This window comes from Mucilaginibacter sp. SMC90 (genome assembly GCF_022811725.1).
Taxonomy (GTDB): domain Bacteria; phylum Bacteroidota; class Bacteroidia; order Sphingobacteriales; family Sphingobacteriaceae; genus Mucilaginibacter.
The window spans coordinates 7,154,925-7,172,449 of the sequence record NZ_CP094527.1 but is presented as its reverse complement, the minus strand read 5'-3'; the positions used below and the strand labels follow the sequence as shown (position 1 = coordinate 7,172,449).

The 17,525-nt window shown below is 42.6% G+C and carries 13 protein-coding genes; 4 read left to right on the top strand and 9 right to left on the bottom strand.

What is annotated here, in order from left to right; translation table 11 throughout:
* Positions 1–232: 232 nt before the first annotated feature.
* Entirely contained in the window at positions 233–3,421 is a 3,189-nt protein-coding gene (locus tag MTO98_RS29885) for a S41 family peptidase (RefSeq protein ID WP_243482765.1), read from the bottom strand.
* A gap of 37 nt (positions 3,422–3,458) precedes the next feature.
* Between MTO98_RS29885 and MTO98_RS29880 the strand changes: the two genes are divergently transcribed.
* Positions 3,459–4,742, top strand: coding sequence for a glycosyltransferase family 4 protein (locus tag MTO98_RS29880; RefSeq protein ID WP_243482763.1), 1,284 nt, complete (start codon positions 3,459–3,461; stop codon positions 4,740–4,742).
* A complete protein-coding gene (locus tag MTO98_RS29875) occupies positions 4,735–5,487 on the top strand; it encodes a glycosyltransferase family 2 protein (RefSeq protein WP_243482761.1) in 753 nt (250 codons plus the stop codon). Before MTO98_RS29880 ends, MTO98_RS29875 begins: the two co-directional genes overlap by 8 nt.
* 275 nt (positions 5,488–5,762) lie before the next feature.
* Here MTO98_RS29875 and MTO98_RS29870 read toward each other — a convergent pair whose 3' ends face one another.
* The 8 genes from MTO98_RS29870 to MTO98_RS29835 form a co-directional block, all read right to left on the bottom strand.
* Positions 5,763–6,626 (bottom strand): hypothetical protein, encoded by an 864-nt coding sequence (locus tag MTO98_RS29870; RefSeq protein WP_243482759.1) that lies wholly within the window; start codon positions 6,624–6,626, stop codon positions 5,763–5,765.
* Between the two features lie 149 nt (positions 6,627–6,775).
* Positions 6,776–9,256 carry a hypothetical protein gene (locus MTO98_RS29865; RefSeq protein ID WP_243482757.1) on the bottom strand — a complete coding sequence of 827 codons (2,481 nt, stop codon included), beginning with the start codon at positions 9,254–9,256 and terminating at the stop codon, positions 6,776–6,778.
* A gap of 85 nt (positions 9,257–9,341) precedes the next feature.
* Positions 9,342–9,635 carry a hypothetical protein gene (locus MTO98_RS29860; RefSeq protein ID WP_243482755.1) on the bottom strand — a complete coding sequence of 98 codons (294 nt, stop codon included), beginning with the start codon at positions 9,633–9,635 and terminating at the stop codon, positions 9,342–9,344.
* 15 nt (positions 9,636–9,650) lie between these two features.
* Positions 9,651–9,905 (bottom strand): DUF4834 family protein, encoded by a 255-nt coding sequence (locus MTO98_RS29855; RefSeq protein WP_243482753.1) that lies wholly within the window; start codon positions 9,903–9,905, stop codon positions 9,651–9,653.
* A gap of 196 nt (positions 9,906–10,101) precedes the next feature.
* Complete coding sequence (locus MTO98_RS29850) at positions 10,102–10,686, bottom strand: Uma2 family endonuclease (RefSeq protein WP_243482750.1); 585 nt, start codon at positions 10,684–10,686, stop codon at positions 10,102–10,104.
* A 236-nt stretch (positions 10,687–10,922) separates the two neighbouring features.
* A complete protein-coding gene (uvrB, locus tag MTO98_RS29845) occupies positions 10,923–12,947 on the bottom strand; it encodes an excinuclease ABC subunit UvrB (protein ID WP_243482748.1) in 2,025 nt (674 codons plus the stop codon).
* Positions 12,948–13,355: 408 nt separating this feature from the next.
* Positions 13,356–13,835, bottom strand: a complete 480-nt coding sequence (locus MTO98_RS29840; protein ID WP_243482746.1) for a MarR family winged helix-turn-helix transcriptional regulator — start codon at positions 13,833–13,835, stop codon at positions 13,356–13,358.
* 10 nt (positions 13,836–13,845) lie between these two features.
* Complete coding sequence (locus MTO98_RS29835) at positions 13,846–14,343, bottom strand: GNAT family N-acetyltransferase (protein ID WP_243482743.1); 498 nt, start codon at positions 14,341–14,343, stop codon at positions 13,846–13,848.
* 133 nt (positions 14,344–14,476) lie between these two features.
* Between MTO98_RS29835 and upp the strand changes: the two genes are divergently transcribed.
* Both upp and MTO98_RS29825 read left to right on the top strand, forming a co-directional pair.
* Positions 14,477–15,121: a uracil phosphoribosyltransferase gene (upp, locus tag MTO98_RS29830; protein ID WP_243482741.1), complete on the top strand. Its 645-nt coding sequence runs from the start codon at positions 14,477–14,479 to the stop codon at positions 15,119–15,121.
* A gap of 111 nt (positions 15,122–15,232) precedes the next feature.
* Positions 15,233–17,521, top strand: coding sequence for a M60 family metallopeptidase (locus tag MTO98_RS29825; RefSeq protein WP_243482739.1), 2,289 nt, complete (start codon positions 15,233–15,235; stop codon positions 17,519–17,521).
* Positions 17,522–17,525: the final 4 nt, after the last annotated feature.

Sequence of the window (17,525 nt, the reverse complement as noted above, 5' to 3'; positions counted from 1 at the left end):
GCTTTATACAAATGTTATTTGGATATGTTCTAAATAAGTGATTGCAGGTTAGTGGTTAGAGAGTGGTTTAGCAGCAGTTGCAGTTTAGAGTGGCAGTTGTGGTTGACGAATCGAAAAAGAAGTATAATATGAAAACGTCATTGCGAGGTACGAAGCAATCGCGAACTATGCAGAGCGGCTCTGTAAGTCGGGGATTGCTTCGTACCTCGCAATGACGGTTTTATAAGCTTTGCTATTTCAACTGCTTCAAAATCTCCTCAATAGCCCTGTCCAGCTGCGGATCTTTGTTTTCAATCCTGTCAACAAAATCTGTTTTTACATAGATATCGGGTGATACACCATTTTTTTCGATGTCTTTGCCATCAAGGGTATAGCATCCCCAAGCCGGGATGCGGTAAAACGAACCATCAACCAAGCCTTTGCCGCTCGTGAAAATAATCCAGCGGTAGGTTTCGGTGCCGATGATCTTGCCTAACCCTAATTGCTTGAATCCCTGCGAAGTCATTTCGCCGTCGCTCAGGGTTTGCTCGTTCATGAGCAAAATAATGGGTTTAGCCGCCGGTGCAAAGTTTGGTTGTGGAGTTTTTTTGCCGTCGCGGTAAGCCCATTGCAGATAAGGTTTTTGTGACAGGAATTTCAAAACATTATCATGTACGTTACCGCCGGTATTATATCTCAGGTCGAGGATCAGTGCGTCTTTTTTATAGGCATCATCAACCATGTCTTCCAGGAAATCTTCAAGGGCCCCGTCGCCCATGTTTTTCATATAAGAGTAAGCAATGCGGCCTTTACTTTTTTCGGTAACAGTTTTAGCATTGGCTTTGATCCAGTCGTCGTAAAGATTGCCTGACAAATCGCCGGTAGATTCTGGATGCAGCTTCACTTTAATGTCTTTGCCGCCGCGGTTAAAGGTGAGCTCAATTTCCTTATCAAGCGATGGTTTGCTGAAGTAGTAGTTACGGTCTTGCTTTTCGTCAACGGTAACGCCGTTTACCGCTTTCAATATATCGCCGGGTTTTACATCTACCCCGGCTTTATCAGCATTGCTTCGGGTAGCTATGCCACTAACTTTATATGGCGAATCGTTGTCAAAAATGATCCCGGTTTCCATGGTACGGTAGGAGATGGTTTTCTTTTCCTCGCTGCCGTTTGAGTAAAAACCCTGGTGCGACGAGTTCAGCTCGCCCAGCATATCGTTCAGCAACAGGCGCAGATCGGCACGGTTGGTAATGTATGGTACAAAGGTTTTGTAGGTATCATGAACTTTTTTCCAGTCGGCACCATGGAAGCTGCCATCATAATAGTTTTCATCCAGGCCGGCCCAGGTTTCATCAAACATCTGCGCAAACTCACCGGCCATGTTGCGGGTAAAGCTGTAATTGAGCTCTACCTTGTCTACTTTGTTGGCATCAATATTTAAAGTGTAAACATTGCCGCCAGCTGTAAGGAAATATTTATCGCCATTGCCAAAAATATCAAAGTTGCCAAAGTCGCCGCCGCCAACTTTTTCAGTTTTAGGTTGCTCAAATGCCTCAAGCGTGGTGCGGTAAAGTGCTGCTTTGCCCTCGCTGTGGTTGGATGCATAATACACCAGGGTTTTATCACCCTTCTGAATTACGTAAGAACCTTGTGCCTGACCAAACTCCGGACTGATCCGCTCTAACCGTTTCATCAGTTCTTCGGTATCTATGGTAATATCTGAAGGCGCTTTTGGAGTTGGCTGCTCAGATAGAGGTTTCTTTTTATTAGATACTTTTTTATCCTTATCCTTTTTGTTTTTATCGTCCGAGTCTTTTTTCTCATCCTTAAACAAATCGGTAAACTTATCCATCTTAAACGGATCATCATACTTTTGCAAAGGCATGCGGTAAATATGGGCATCCTTCGAGCCATAAGGATACTCGGGCTGTGTACGTGACGATGTGAAATAAATATACTTACCATCCGGCGACCAAAATGGCGCGGCTTCGGTAACACCGCTGTTGGTCAGGTTAATGATCTTTCCGGTTTTTATCTCATAAACAAAAACATCCATTTCAAAATTCCGATATGCGTTATAAATCACATACTCGCCATTTGGCGAAAACCTTGGCGCGGTACTCTCAAAGCCCCAAAACTCGTCGGTAACGATAGTTTTTGATGTAAGCCCTTTCATGTCCAAAAGCTTCAACTCGTTTCGGCCGCTCAAATAAATAGCCTGTGTACCATCCTTATTTATGCTTAACGAGCGGTTACTGCCTTTATCGGCAGTAAGTTGTTTTTCATCACCTGTGCCATCGGCAGCTATAGTGTACCAGTTAGGAAAACCACCCAGTGTTTGACCAAAAATCAAGGTTTTATTGTCGCTCATCCAGCTTACTTCGGTAACGCGTTCGCTGGTGTTGCGCTCCAGTTTTTTGATGAATTTACCTTCGGCATCGCTTACAAACAATTCGCCGCGGGATACAAATGCCAGTTTTTTACCGTCGGGTGATAACGCAGCCGATCCAATTTTGCCGCTTACCTCAAATGATTGATCTTTAGGTAGTACATTATTGCGGAACAGGTTTAAGGTTAATTTCTGCGTTTGTTTGGATGCTATATCGTAAACAAAAATCTGGTAATCTTTTTCAAAAACAACCTTGCTGCCGTCGGCGCTAACCTGGGGACGTTTGATAGATGTAGGGAACTGGGTTAACGCAGTTTTTTTGCCATCGATAAAAGTGTACAGGTTATACTCCTCGTTACCTTCGTCTGATACGAAATAGATGTTCCCTTTCTGATCAATGGTAGTCCAGAAATCCTTCCCCTGCCAGTCGGTATATTTTTTATAAGCCTTGGTTTTGGGATTGTATGATTGAATATCGGGGTTATAAGCGCCTTTATAATGCTTGCGCGTAGGGAAAAAGATACTCTCCCAGGTATTGCTGAAAAACAGTTCGCCGGTTTGCGGGTGCTCAACAACGCCATGTATGGTATTGAAATAGTGCCCGAACAACCGTACGGGTGTGCCGCCGGTTGCCGCTACCTTATACTCGCTGAAACCATTATAGCGCGACGAGTTAAAATAGATGGATTTTGAATCCCAGCTCCATGAATCTACGTTATCACCGGCATCGTTATAGGTAAGCTGTTTAATATCGCCGCCTGCAAGCGGCATCACATACACATCGTTATTACCAAACTGGTTTGATGAAAACGCCAGCCATTGCCCGTCGGGCGATACCCGCGGACTGGTTTCTTCGCCCTGCATAGCTGTTAGCCTTGTTGCAGCCGGGCTGCTGATATCGGCTTTCCAGAGGTCGCCTTCGTAACTGAAAATTACGGTTTTACCATCCGGGGTAAGGGTTGGGTTGGAGGTAAAATAGTTTCCGGTAGTTTGGGCTTTAAGGTTTGTTTGATACAATACTGCCGAAAACAATACAATGTATAGTTTCTTCATATGGTTTAAGTTTTATGAATAAATGTATTTTTGAGCCATGTTAAAAGTGGTGCACCTCAATACGTATGACGGCAATGGCGGCGCAGGCAGGGCCTGCATACGCCTTAATAGTGCATTACTTAGCCAAAATATCGATTCTAAAATTATAGTACATTATAAATTTGGAAATAATCCTGAGATAAAGACTTTTAACCGTAGTATTATTCAAAAATCTTATACGGCGGCAACCATTATCCTGGAGCGGATATTAGCCAAACGGTTTCTAAAGTCCGACAGCCGTACGCCCTTCTCTTTCAGCTGGTTTGGTCGTTCGGTAATTAAGCACCCTGATGTTAAAAACGCTGATATCATTCACCTGCACTGGATCAATCATGGTTTTTTAGATCCAAAACATATAGCCGAAATTAAAAAGCTGGGAAAGCCTGTGGTGTGGACCTTTCACGATAGTAACGCCTTTACCGGCGGCTGCCATGTGCGTTATACGTGCGATCACTACCTGCAGGAATGTGGTAATTGCCCGCTGCTTATCAATGCCGGGGACAATGATATTTCTCACCGTATCTGGCAGCAAAAAAATAAGGCCTACCAGCAACTTGATTTTGATGTGGTTGCACCAAGTTTGTGGATGCAGGCGTCGGTAAAAAAAAGCAGCCTGATGCAGCGGAGGGTCGTTAATAATATCCCTAATACGCTTGAAACGGATGTTTTTAAGCCCATTGATAAGCAACAGGCAAAACAACAGGCCGGGCTGCCGACAGACAAATTTATTTTTTTAAGTGGGTTTATGCCATCGCGTAAGGATTTGCACAAAGGAACCCAGTACCTGCTGGAAAGTATGGAACTACTTAAGCTGCGTTTAGGAGCAGATACAGATCAGGTAGAACTGGTGGTGTTTGGCAACCGTGGTACAGAAAACCTGCCCGACTTCCCTTTTAAAACCAGTTTTTTAGGAACCATCAATAACGACGAAAAACTGGCCCTGCATTACGCCGCGGCCGATGCTTTTTTGATCCCCTCGCTTGAGGATAATTTGCCTTATACCGTAATGGAAAGCCTGAGTTGCGGCACGCCGGTTATTGCTTTTACAACCGGTGGCATCCCGGATATGGTACAGCATGAGTATAGTGGCTACCTCGCTACCTATCGTTCGGCCGAAAGTTTTGCTGATGGCATGGAGTGGATCATTAAACATCCTGAAAAAGACAAGCTAAACCAGCAGGCCCGGCAAACCATTATGGATAGGTTTTCGGAGGAAGTAATTGCCCAAAAACATATCGAGGTATATCAAAAGTTATTGAGCAAGGGAGGTAGCAATGTTTAATCCCCGGTTAAGCGTTATCACCATTGTTTACAATAACGTTAGGGATATTGAGCGCACTATTCGCTCAGTAGTTAATCAGACATATACCAATATTGAATATATCATTGTTGATGGCTTATCTAACGACGGTACTTTGCAGGTAATTGATCGGCATAAAAGCCGGATAGCTAAATTCATCAGCGAGAAAGACGAGGGCATTTACGACGCTATGAATAAAGGCCTTGCCCTGGCAACGGGCGACTACGTGATTTTCATGAACTCGGGCGATGAGTTTTACGATCATCAAACTGTTGCAACGGTTTTTGCTTCGGCAGATAACGCTGACATTTATTACGGCGAAACTGAAATGATTGCCGATAACGGCACCAGTTTAGGGCAACGCAGGCATAAAGCACCGGCAAAGTTTACATGGAGAGGCTTTAAGTATGGTATGAGTATTAGTCACCAGGCCATTTACATCAGGCGTTCACTGGCCGAACCATATGATCGCAGCTATCAATTGAGCTCGGATATCGACTGGATAATCCGCGCTGCGAAAAACGCCAAAAAGATAGTTAACGTTAACCGTTATGTGGCCAAATACCTGGTAGGCGGCATGTCAAAGAAAAGACATCGCCAAAGTTTGATGGAGCGTTTTGATATCATGAAGCGCAATTATGGCTTGATCCCTACTGTTTTTAATCACTTTATTATCGCCTTTAATTTAGGCTGGTATTGGTTGAAAAACAGACGGACGAATGATTAAATAATCAATAAATCAAAAATCTGGCACAAGTATGTAGGGCAATGTCATTAAGTTAAGGGATTGACAGGTTGCACCAGAGGTGCAAAAGGTTTGTAGAAATTAAAGATTTGTTTGTCTTGGTGTGCCAGAGGTACACAACTCCGAGTGTTCCGTACCTCTGGCACGGTTATCTTCGGTATATGATATTACTACAAACCTGTTCCCCCTCTGGGGGATTTCCCTAACTTAATGACATTGGTATGTAGGGGAGGCCTGTGAGTAATGGCTACTTCTGCTTATCCAAAAAATCTTTTAAGCTTGCCCCAAAAGCTGACAGTATTATTTTCTTCTTCTTCATCTTCCGCCGGTATTTCAGTTTTATCTATCTTCCCGGCTAATTTTTCAGCATTAACATCAGCATCAGGTTTAACTCTTTTTACGAGGGGGAGATCAGTGCCGGTAATTGCTTCAAAGCCATTTTTAGCGGCTTCAAAAACTGCTATCTCCTCATCGCTGCGGGTATCGATGTGAGTGATCTCCGGAAATAAATTACTTGATGCCCTTACAGATTCACATTCAAAATCCGATAGTATGTTTTGGTAAATACGGGCGGCCTGGTCTTTTAACCCGGCATTTTCATATCCCCTGGCAAACTGCAGCATGTCCTGCCCAATTTCGTGCTTTTCAAGGAGGTCGCCTACCGATAGGCTGATCTGCGCTTTTGCGGCAGATACATTTGCAATTGATTGTACATCACCTGTTTCTTTTAACAAATCAATAAATGCCTGTAGTTCGTTTCTTAAATTGGGGCTAACTTTATAAACGTTTTCAACTTGTGAAAGATATAATCCTTGCTGCATGGTTTTATCAGCCAAAAGTTTGATAAACCCTCCCATTTTGAATACCAGGAATGTTAATGCGGTTTTATACTCCTGAAGCTGGTTTTGGGGAATTTCAGATGTGTTTAATGCCTTATACAAATTAAAGCCTTCCAGAAATTCTTCCTGGTACATGTTTGCTTCAAAACCATAATCGGTTTCTTCCAAATGGGTACCGTTTAAACACTGCAAGAGGACCTGATGTATTTTTAATTGGCTATTGGAACTTTGCAGAACATATTTGAGCTCATCAAATTTGCTTTGCTGAATTAATTCTTTCATCTTTTTGTGATATGGTTATTTCAAAGTTACAATCTTTTAAGCATACGTACGGATGATATTGTTCTGATAACCATGTATTGGCGCATAATAGCCCACAAAAAAAGCGATGAGTATTAACCCATCGCTTTTTCTTTAAAATATGCTTTTGATTAAGCTTTTTTCTTATCAGCCGGTTTTGCAGCCAGAGCTTTCTTTTTGTTTTCGGTATATGCAGCACCGCCTAAAGCAAGTACCAGCAGGATTGAACCTGCTAACGAAATTTTTTCGCCGGTGTAATATGATGCCGGGTGGAAAATGAACTCAATTTTGTGGTTACCGATTGGGATTTGAGCGGCACGTAAAAGATAATCGGCGCGGAAGTAAGGTTTTTCAACTCCGTCGATATACATTTTCCATCCTTTATTATAGTATACTTCAGAGAACACAGCAATTTGAGAGGCCGTAGAACCACTTTGGTAAACCATATGATCTGGCGAGTAGCTGGTAAGCTCAATTTTGCCTTCGCCAGCTCCTGCTCCTAATGTTTTTTCATCTACAACACTTTTGTACTGTTTATCAACAATAGCTTCGTCTTTTGGTGTAAAGCTGCTGATGGCTACCATTTCCTGGTCGGCGTTATCAGCATATTTGATGCTTTTTACAAACCATGCATGGCCGCAGGCAGTCTCGTTTTTCTGCATGCCTACGCTTTGTGTTTTAGGATCAGATGTGATGATATATTTAACATTCATCATATCCAATACATCGTGGTTTATACTTTTTGAAAATTGGTTATCAACAAGTTCTTCCCAGCGTTTTAACCTTGCAGCCGAGTAACCGCCCAATGATTTGTAGAAGAATGGAGTAAAACCATCGCCCTTTATTGATTGTGTAACGTCAAACACCCTGAAATCGGGGTCAGTATCTTTCATGATAAACTGATCAACCTCGCGTGGTTGTGGTGTTTCATTATCCTGCTTTGGCGCAAAGCTGTCATGGTTTAAATAGCGTTTGTCGATACCCCAAAGGTCAACCAGGATCAAGGCTAAGAAAGCAAGTGAGGCAACAGTTGGGTTGATTTTCTTTTTAAGGAAAGCCCATGCAATTCCAAATGCGATAGCAATGAATATCAGTGAACGGATAGCATCGGTCTGGGCCATTGATTCCCTGTCGGCAATTAAGGCGCGGGTAATAGCCGAGCTATCAGTTTTAAGTGCCTGGCTTATTTGCGTAATAACACCCGCCTGCTGCTCGCTTACGCTGAAAGATAAAAGCAGGGAAGGTACTGCAGCTACAATCAATACTATGCCGCCGGTAATGTAAAGTGCGATTTTTAATTTTTTAAACAGGCTTGCCTTGTCTTCATTTACAATGGCTTCGTTAACCGCCAGCACTGCAAGGATAGGGAAGCAGAAACCTGCAACAGCCAATATTGATTCAACTGCACGGAACTTATTGTAAAGCGGGAAATAGTTAAAGAACAGATCGGAGATATAAGGCCAGTTCCGGCCGAAAGACAGCAGCATGGTTAAGACCACTGCGCCAAGCAACCACCATTTAATGCGGTTTTTAACAGTCATTAAACCCCATACAAACAGCAGGCAAATTACTGCACCGAAGTAAAACGGCCCGGCAGTAAAAGGTTTGTTACCCCAGTACAACGGAAGATAGTTGGCAGAAATACCGGTAACCTGGTTAGGATCGGCACCGCTTGCATTTAAAGCTTTTATTACATGAGATTCAGGATCGGTAGAACCTTGTTCGCCGCCGCCATATGCGTTCGGGATCAGGAAGGTGATACATTCGCCAACACCCTGGCTCCATTCATAAGCATAGTCTTTTGGTAAGCCATTGCTGGGTTCGGTAGTATGCTGGGTAAGGTTGGATTTACCGCGAATGGTTTCGTTGCCATAGTCTGCAGTGCTCCAAAGTATAGATGCATTTACTGCCACACCCAATAAAACCGCGGCTGCTATATAACCTACCGACTTTAAAAAGGCATTTAATGTTTTGTTTTTGATAGCATGGTAAAGCTCAATACCAACCATGATAAGCAGGGCCAGCATCAGGTAATAGGTCATCTGCACGTGGTTTGCCCTGATCTCTAATGCCAGGAATAAGGCGGTTACAGCAAAGCCTAACAAATGCTTACCGCGAAGGGTAAGAATGATACCTGCAAGTATCGGCCCAAAAAATGCTATTGCAAACGCCTGGTTGGCATGCCCGGCAGTGAGCAGGATAATATTATACGATGAAAAAGTAAACGCCACCGCACCTGCTGCAGCAAGCCATGGGTTAACCTTTAATACAATAAATAAAAAGTAAGTACCTAATAAGAATAACAATACTGTACCAACCGGGGTTGGGAAAGTATAATTTATGGCAGTAACCACCCATGTAGTTAAATTGGCTTTATAAGGGGCCCATACCTGGTAGGTAGGCATACCGCCGTATATTTGGTTGGTCCATAATATGGTGGTGTCTTTGGCCTTATATTCATTAATTTCTTTTTGGGTGGACTGTGCCCTTGTAACGTCATTGCCGCCTAATGTTTTTCCCTGGAACGCCGGGGTCAAAAATATAAAGCAGATCACTAAGAAAATTGCAGCTATGGCAAAATGAATGCCGTTACGCTTAAACCAGTTATTCATTTAAATTTTTTGAAATGGATATTATATTCCTCAAAAATAGAAATTACAATGAGAATAGGAATTATAAGTTTTGTTACGGAATTTGTTAGCAATGCTGGGAGTAACGCAAAACGAAATATAACCCTATCATTATAACAAGGCTCAACACGTAAGCTATGACCTGGGGTTTGTCATAATCTTCGCGGTATTTACGAATGGTAAAGTAGTTATAAATAGCCAAAGCGGCCAAAACCACCCAAAAAAAAGCATTGATGCCTGCACATGAGGTAAATAATTGGGTGGACAGGCCAAATACAATGAAGTTGGTAATGATAAGGGTAACGGAAGCGGGCGTATTATTGTGATTATGACGCCTGTTGAATACCGGGTTGGTGTCCATAATTTATCGATATGGTTATTTTACTTCTTCGTAATCAACAAATTCACCTTCACTATCGGGCACGCTGCCTTTTTTGGGCTGTGGAATATGGTCAATCCTGATGCGTCCGTCAGGTTTTGGGCCTTCGTTGTAATTGTGCTTTTGTTGCTGATATTGTTGCTGAGCTTTATTTACAACACTTTCAAAAAGAAATGGCAGCAGGTATCGCGCCAGGCTGCGTACAATGTATAATATACAAATAGATATGATCAGGAAACGAATAAGAATCATACTGATGATTTTGAGCTTACAAATATAAGGTATATAACGTTAAAAATGTTTTATTATGATTTGAGGTAGATTGCAGATTTTAGATGTGCAAATGTGCAGGTGATTTACCTATCAAAAAGCCGTCAATCCATTAGTCCCCAAAATTCCAGGTACAGACAAATATGCAAATTTCAGATTTATAGAAGTCCTCACCCTTTCAATTATCGGCAAAAACAGTATCCAGGTTTAATTCAAAGCCTGGTAATATTTCTGTAGTGATGATATCACCGGTTGTCATCAGTCTTGAGGGTTGATATGCACCGGATATCAATGTATATTTCAAAAACGTTTTATCCTGCGGCGATACAATCCAATATTCCTTAACACCGGCCTCCTCGTAAACCTCATACTTGTTACGCAGTTCTTTTTGATTGTTTCCCGGCGAAAGTATTTCTACCACAATATCAGGTGCACCGGTACAACCTCGCGCATCAATTTTTGATGGATCACATACCACACAAATATCCGGCTGAACTACGGTGAAAACCTTTTTGTCGTCATCATTTCTTTTCCGGGGTAATCTTACATCAAAGGGGGCTGGGTAGGCATTGCACTTTTTTCCTTTCAAATACCCATAAAATTCACTTGCAATGATCCATGAAATATATTGATGTTTCGATGCCGGGGCTGGCGTCATTTTGAAGATCTTCCCTTTAATTAATTCAAGCCGATCCTCAAACGTCCATTGAAGATAATCGGCGTATGAATAAGTTTTTGAAAGATCAAGATCTGATAATTGCATAAGCTTCACTTTAAATCAAAGATAATGATAGATGTGCAAATTATTTATATGTGCAAATTTCAGATGTGCAGATATGCAAATGAAAAATAATTTTAGGATGTGCAAATTTCAGATGTGCAGATATGCAAATAAAGGAAAGGCATAATTCTTTAATTTATCATCTGCACATCTAAAATTTGCACATTTGAAATCCACTCATCTGCACATCTGGAATCTGCACATTTAAAATCTGTAATCTAAAACTTCTCCTCCATCATTTTTTCCAAAGCAAACATTTCGTCGCGTAGCTTAGCAGCCAGCAGGAAGTCCATGTTCTTGGCGGCGGCAAGCATATCTTTTTTTGTATTGTCTATCGATTTTTTCAAATCGGCTTTGGTCATGTACTGAACTATCGGATCGGCGGCGAGGGTAATTGTATCGGTTTCCACATAGGCCTGTTGTACGCCGCCCTTAAAGTCGACCACCGACGTTTGCTCCATGATCTCTTCGCGAGATTTACCTACTGTTAATGGTGTAATACCATGCTGTGTATTATAAGCTATCTGAATATCACGGCGGCGGTTGGTTTCATCCATCGTGATCTGCATTGAATCGGTTATTTTATCGGCATACATGATCACCCGGCCCCGGTCATTACGGGCAGCACGGCCAATGGTTTGGATCAGCGAACGCTCCGATCTTAAAAAACCTTCTTTATCGGCATCTAAAATGGCAACTAATGATACTTCCGGCAAATCCAGCCCTTCGCGCAGTAAGTTGATACCTATCAGTACATCAAATTCACCAAGGCGTAAGCCCCGTAAAATTTCGACACGCTGCAGGGTTTTAACCTCCGAGTGAATGTAACGGCATTTAATGCCCAGCCTGTCCATGTATTTAGCTAATTCCTCAGCCATGCGTTTGGTGAGGGTGGTCACCAGTACACGGTCGCCCATTTTAATGGTTTTATCAACCTCATCAAGCAGGTCATCCACCTGGTTTATCACCGGGCGTACGTCGATAACAGGATCAAGCAAACCGGTAGGGCGGATCACCTGTTCAACCACTACGCCACCAGATTTTTCCAGCTCAAAATCGCCGGGTGTAGCACTTACATAAACGGTTTGAGGTGCCAGGTTTTCAAATTCCTGGAAATTAAGCGGGCGGTTATCCAAAGCGGCCGGTAACCTGAAGCCGTAATCAACCAATGAAATTTTGCGCGACCTGTCACCGCCATACATGGCCCTGATCTGTGGAACTGTTACGTGGCTTTCATCAATTACCATCAGGTAATCATCAGGGAAATAGTCAAGCAAACAGAACGGCCTTGCACCTGGTTTACGACCGTCAAAAAAGCGGGAATAGTTCTCGATACCCGAGCAGTAACCCAGCTCACGGATCATTTCCAGGTCGTAATTAACCCTTTCTTCCAGGCGTTTAGCTTCCAGAAAACGGCCATCGTCAATAAATTGCTTTTTGCGCATTTCCAGCTCTTCCTGTATGGCCCAGATAGATTGGAGGAAACGCTCGCGCGGAGCAACGTACAGGTTGGCGGGATAAACCACCATATGCGTCATTTTTTCGATGGTTTTACCGGTGCCGATGTCAAAGGCACTGAGCTCTTCAATATCATCGCCAAAAAAGGAGATGCGGTAAGCGTAATCCAGGTAAGCCGGGAAAATATCAACAGTATCACCCTTCACCCTAAACGTTCCGCGTTTAAAATCGGCGGTGGTGCGGGCGTATAAAATTTCGACAAGGCGATGTAAAAAAGCATTCCTGCTGATGCGGGTACCTACGGCAAACTTGAAAACCGAATCGGCAAAGTCGTCCGGGTTACCCATACCGTAAATGCAGGATATGGACGATACCACGATCACATCACGCCGCCCGGACATTAATGACGAAGTAGTGCGTAAACGAAGTTTTTCAATCTCCTCGTTTATCTGCAGATCTTTTTCAATGTAGGTATTTGTGGTAGGGATGAAGGCCTCCGGCTGGTAATAGTCATAGTAAGATACAAAGTAGTTCACCGCGTTTTCGGGGAAGAACTGCTTAAACTCGCCATACAATTGTGCCGCCAGTGTTTTATTATGGCTCAGGATCAGCGTAGGCTTTTGCGTTTGCTGAATCATGTTGGCAACAGTAAATGTTTTACCCGACCCGGTAACCCCCAAAAGGGTTTGATAAGGGTCGCCGTTGTTGATACCTTCAACCAGCTGCCGTATAGCTTCAGGCTGATCGCCGGTAGGTTTATATTGAGATGTTAATTGAAAATCCATGTTGTTATGTAAAAATACAAATAATCGATGAACAGGGTTTGTAAATCAAAATAAGTACATGGTAATGACAACCGTATGTCAACATTGTTGGGATGAGGGGGAATAAAATAGTAAGTTATGTCATTGCGAGCGATAGCGTGGCAATCGCATGCTATACAGAGTCCCCCGCCGCCGCTCGGCTCCTGACGAGTGGCAGCTATTTCACGGCCTCTGGCCGCCGAATGCTTGCCAAAGCTCATATGTTATGCTTAAGCTACGGCCATTAAGCAGCAAATCTGTTGGTAGTTTGCTGGAATCTGGCGTATACGGCCGGAGGCCGGGGGATAGTTGCCACTCGGCTGGAGCCGAGCGGCGGCGTTTTTTTGGCTTTTGGCCGGTGTGATCACAACGATCATAAACTAAAATCAATTACATCTCAGCCTTTAAACGCAGGGCCCGGTCAAGAAAACTTTGTTGTTTTAGTTTTTCTTCGGCTTCGGTAATAGCTTTCATCAGGTTATTTTGGGTGTCGGCAATTTCTGCGGCGGCGGCTTTCATGATTTCCCAAACAGGTTTCATGCGTTCAATAAGCTCCTGGCCTTTTGTGGTCAACACGATGAGCCGCTTCCTTTCATCGGCTTTGTCTTTTTTTGAGCGGATCAGTTTCTCTTTTTCCAGCTCCTTTAACAGGCTTATGGTTGAAGGGTGGGTGTAGCCAATTTCGGCGGCAATTTCCACCACGCTTAATACTGATTTAAAATGTAAAGTGTAAATAACCGGGAACCATTTGGGCTCAAATTCAATATTGTTGGCCTTGTATATGAGCACGCCGTCTTTTCGCAACTGCTCGGCCAGGCGTTGCAATCTTGTTGAAATCGCTAAAATTCCCGATTCGTCAATAACATTCATTATCCCGCTGTTAGTTTTTCAAATGTAACTCATAAAAAATAGTATCTGCAGCCATAAGCGGGAATGATTTTGGCAAATCATGTTTCGCCAGGCGCGTAAATCCATTTCTTTCATAAAAGCGATGGGCAGCTTTCAGCATCTCAACTGTGCCTAAATAAATGTCTGTAATGTTGTTTTGCCTGCAATAGGCAATAAGATTGTCTAACAGTAACTGCGCAATGCCCAATTCTTTGCCCCGGTATTCCTTACGCACAAACATTTTGCGTATTGCGGCGGCGTTATTATTGAAGGCAATTAGGGCTATAGTGCCCACAAGCTGCTCATTATACATTGCTCCCCAGAAGTTGCCACCGGTTTGATGGTAGTTTGTTTCAATATCCTGCAAATCGGGTTGGGCTTCAAGCGTAATAGGGACATTAAATTCTATTTGCTGAATCGGTAATATAATGTCAATGATTTGCTGGCAATAGGTATTGTTGAGTGAACTTATGACTGGTATTGTATTCATTGTTTTGATATTTATGTACAAATCTACGTAGTTAACTACATATATTCAAAGTTTGTTTTTCATTTGGCAAAGCGATATGACATTTAATAAACAAATAGTGATGCTATTGCTCAAAAAACGCTTAAATTTAAGCATGATTTTCATTCTCAATAAAACCGATACTATTGCCAACCTGTTTCTGGCCGAATTGCGGGATGCCGTTATTCAGCAGGATAAGGCGCGTTTTAGGCGAAACCAGGAAAAACTGGGTGCCATACTGGCTTATGAGCTTAGCAAATCATTACATTACGAAACCAAAGAAATTCAAACCCCGCTGGGCACTGCCAGCATTAACATGCCTGCCGATGAACCCGTATTGGGGATCATACTACGTGCCGGCCTACCTTTTCACCAGGGCTTTATGCAGATATTTGACAAGGCTTCATCTGCATTTGTCACCGCCTATCGCAAGGTGAAACGCAACGGCAGCTTTCTGATCCAGGTTGATCATATTTCTACTCCCAATCTTGATGACAAGATCTTTATTTTGTGCGATACCATGCTGGCCACCGGGCAAAGCATCGTTGCCGTTTGTAAAGAGCTCATGGCCCAATACAAAATAAAAGAGCTGCACATTGCTGCTGTAATTGCCAGTACCGAAGGTGTGGCACACGTGAAAGCAAACCTGCCCAAGGCCAAAATTTGGGTTTGCGCCGTTGACGACGAAATGACCAGCAAAGCTTATATAGTTCCTGGTTTAGGAGATGCCGGTGATTTGGCTTTCGGAGAAAAAGCGTAAGGATTGGTTTACTAAAAAAGCATGCTATTTGGTTAATAAATGTTAAAATGATAGAATTGAAGTACATCTAAAACTTTAATTCCGTTACTTTATGGTAAAACCATTTACCTTATGCTTATCAAGTTTTTCCGTAACCTGTTTGTTTTTTTCTTACTCCTGTCTGTTACCCTACACTCAAAGGCGCAAACCACAAAAGCTATTCTTTTAAAAAATGTTGACACTATTCCTATGCCGCCTGTGCCGGAAGGCGTTTCGCTTTTTACGCTGATTGATGAACAGCCCGAAATTATAGCGATGACCAAATTTGAGATAGGGGAAAATCTGAAAGCCAACGTGATCGTTGCATCTACTCTGGGTAAAGGAAAGGTACTGGCAATTGGAGCTACAGCTTATTTTAAGAATGGAATGCTGAAAAATAATAACGTGGCGCAATTGCTAACCAATGGACTGAAGTGGAGCAGTGCTAATGTTAAAAAGCCTCAAGTTGCTATCACCAAAGCTACAGATCGTGCTTTTCGAGATTTTTTAATTAAGCAAAAGGCATCGGTTTACACTATTAAAAATTTTGATTTTAAAAAGAAAACAGACGTTTTAATATTGAATACGGATGTGACCGATTCAGTGCAGTTGAATAAAATTGAAACTTTTATTGTTGATGGTGGCACGCTGATATTCGGATCGCCATATTCGGATATGTTCCTTCATCGGGATACAACAAAACAATTTCCGTATTATACTATGGGGATAAATAAACTGCTTGCCAAAGCAGGAGTGGTTAATCCTCAAACTTTAATCATACAAGCACCTACCAATAATAAACTTGTTACCGATAGCGTACCTGATTATCTGCGTGTTTATAGCATGTTGCCACGATTATTCAGCGAATACACAGAGAAGTATGATCCTTATGTAGGGCAGTATTTTGTTGATCCAACCCTTTACCTGATATATAAATATAGCCCGCCTGGTTCGCCGGTTATTAAACATATCCACGAATTTTTTAATCTGCCCGATGAAATGCCTGTTCCGTCGGCAGATAAGCCTGTGCCAACGTATAGTTCCGCGCTTAAAACAAGAACCCGCGTAGCTTATAAGTTATACGCTGTGAAGCAGGATTTTTATAATCATCCTGAAGCCAAAGCAGCGGGCTATAAAACATTTCCTGGCGATGTTCCTGAAAATGCGCCGAGGGTAAATGAAACCGTCACTATACCTGTAAGGGTCGGCACTCAGGGGCTTTTAGATATGCCATCTGTTTACTACAGGCCACATAGTACTGGCTTATATGTACCGGCTGGTGAAAAAGTTAAAGTGGTCATTAACCATGACGACATTAAGCAACATTTAAAGGCCCAGATAGGTGTTCATGACGATGATCTTACCCATCTTGATGAAATAAGGCGTATCCCGGTTGCTCTTACCAAAATCTTTGAGTTGGATAAAGACACTACCGAAGTTTATTCGCCTTATGGAGGTTTGCTGTTGATTAACATTGGTGATACCACTAAACAGAAAACAGTTAGCATAAAAGTTGACGGCGCAGTTAAATCCCCTTATTTTAAACTGGGCGAAACCAGCGAGCAGGAGTGGAACAACAGCATTCGTAATAATCCGGCCCCATGGGCCGAGCTGGCTACAGATAATATTGTGTTTACGGTACCGTCTTACCGGATTCGTTATTTAAACAATCCGGTTAAACTGATGCAGTTTTGGGATGAGGTAATGGATGCCGATGCCGATTTGGCCATTATTTCGCGGAAACGTGTGCACCAGGAGCGCATCATTATTGATGTCCAGCCAGCATATGGCTCTTTGTTTACCATTCCGCAGAAGATAGTTGCACCCGATGATGAAAGCTGCGCACAGATGCTTGATGAAGCCTTTATGCGTTCTATAGGATTATGGGGCCATTTTCATGAGTTAGGTCACCGGCACCAATTCTTTGAACTTGATTTTCCCGGCACTACAGAAGTTACAGTGAATTTATTTACCATGTATGTTTTTGATAAGGTTTTACATAAAGGTCTGTATAACCATAGGGATATGAATAATATGGGCGATGTAGTGGCTAAGATCAAGGCATACCTTGCAGATAATCCCAGTTACGATAAATGGAGCAATGATCCGTTTCTTGCTTTAAGCATGTATATCCAGATCATTGACAAATTTGGATGGGATGCCATAAAAAAAGCCAATACGGTTTACCGCAATTTACCTAAAAGTCAATATCCTAAAACCGATCAGGATAAGCGCGACCTATGGTTTACTACCATTTGCAAAACCACTAACAGTAACCTTACCCATTTTTTTGATGTATGGAAAATTCCGGTTTCGGATACTGCAAAAAAACAGGTTGTGGCTTTTAAGCCCTGGTTCCCGGAAGAATTAAAGGGATATTGATTTG

What these genes read in the sequence shown, in the direction of transcription:
- MTO98_RS29885 (WP_243482765.1), bottom strand. Translation starts at nt 3,421, where the DNA reads ATGAAGAAACTATACATTGTATTGTTTTCGGCAGTATTGTATCAAACA.
- MTO98_RS29880 (WP_243482763.1), top strand. Translation starts at nt 3,459, where the DNA reads ATGTTAAAAGTGGTGCACCTCAATACGTATGACGGCAATGGCGGCGCA.
- MTO98_RS29875 (WP_243482761.1), top strand. Translation starts at nt 4,735, where the DNA reads ATGTTTAATCCCCGGTTAAGCGTTATCACCATTGTTTACAATAACGTT.
- MTO98_RS29870 (WP_243482759.1), bottom strand. Translation starts at nt 6,626, where the DNA reads ATGAAAGAATTAATTCAGCAAAGCAAATTTGATGAGCTCAAATATGTT.
- MTO98_RS29865 (WP_243482757.1), bottom strand. Translation starts at nt 9,256, where the DNA reads ATGAATAACTGGTTTAAGCGTAACGGCATTCATTTTGCCATAGCTGCA.
- MTO98_RS29860 (WP_243482755.1), bottom strand. Translation starts at nt 9,635, where the DNA reads ATGGACACCAACCCGGTATTCAACAGGCGTCATAATCACAATAATACG.
- MTO98_RS29855 (WP_243482753.1), bottom strand. Translation starts at nt 9,905, where the DNA reads ATGATTCTTATTCGTTTCCTGATCATATCTATTTGTATATTATACATT.
- MTO98_RS29850 (WP_243482750.1), bottom strand. Translation starts at nt 10,686, where the DNA reads ATGCAATTATCAGATCTTGATCTTTCAAAAACTTATTCATACGCCGAT.
- uvrB (WP_243482748.1), bottom strand. Translation starts at nt 12,947, where the DNA reads ATGGATTTTCAATTAACATCTCAATATAAACCTACCGGCGATCAGCCT.
- MTO98_RS29840 (WP_243482746.1), bottom strand. Translation starts at nt 13,835, where the DNA reads ATGAATGTTATTGACGAATCGGGAATTTTAGCGATTTCAACAAGATTG.
- MTO98_RS29835 (WP_243482743.1), bottom strand. Translation starts at nt 14,343, where the DNA reads ATGAATACAATACCAGTCATAAGTTCACTCAACAATACCTATTGCCAG.
- upp (WP_243482741.1), top strand. Translation starts at nt 14,477, where the DNA reads ATGATTTTCATTCTCAATAAAACCGATACTATTGCCAACCTGTTTCTG.
- MTO98_RS29825 (WP_243482739.1), top strand. Translation starts at nt 15,233, where the DNA reads ATGCTTATCAAGTTTTTCCGTAACCTGTTTGTTTTTTTCTTACTCCTG.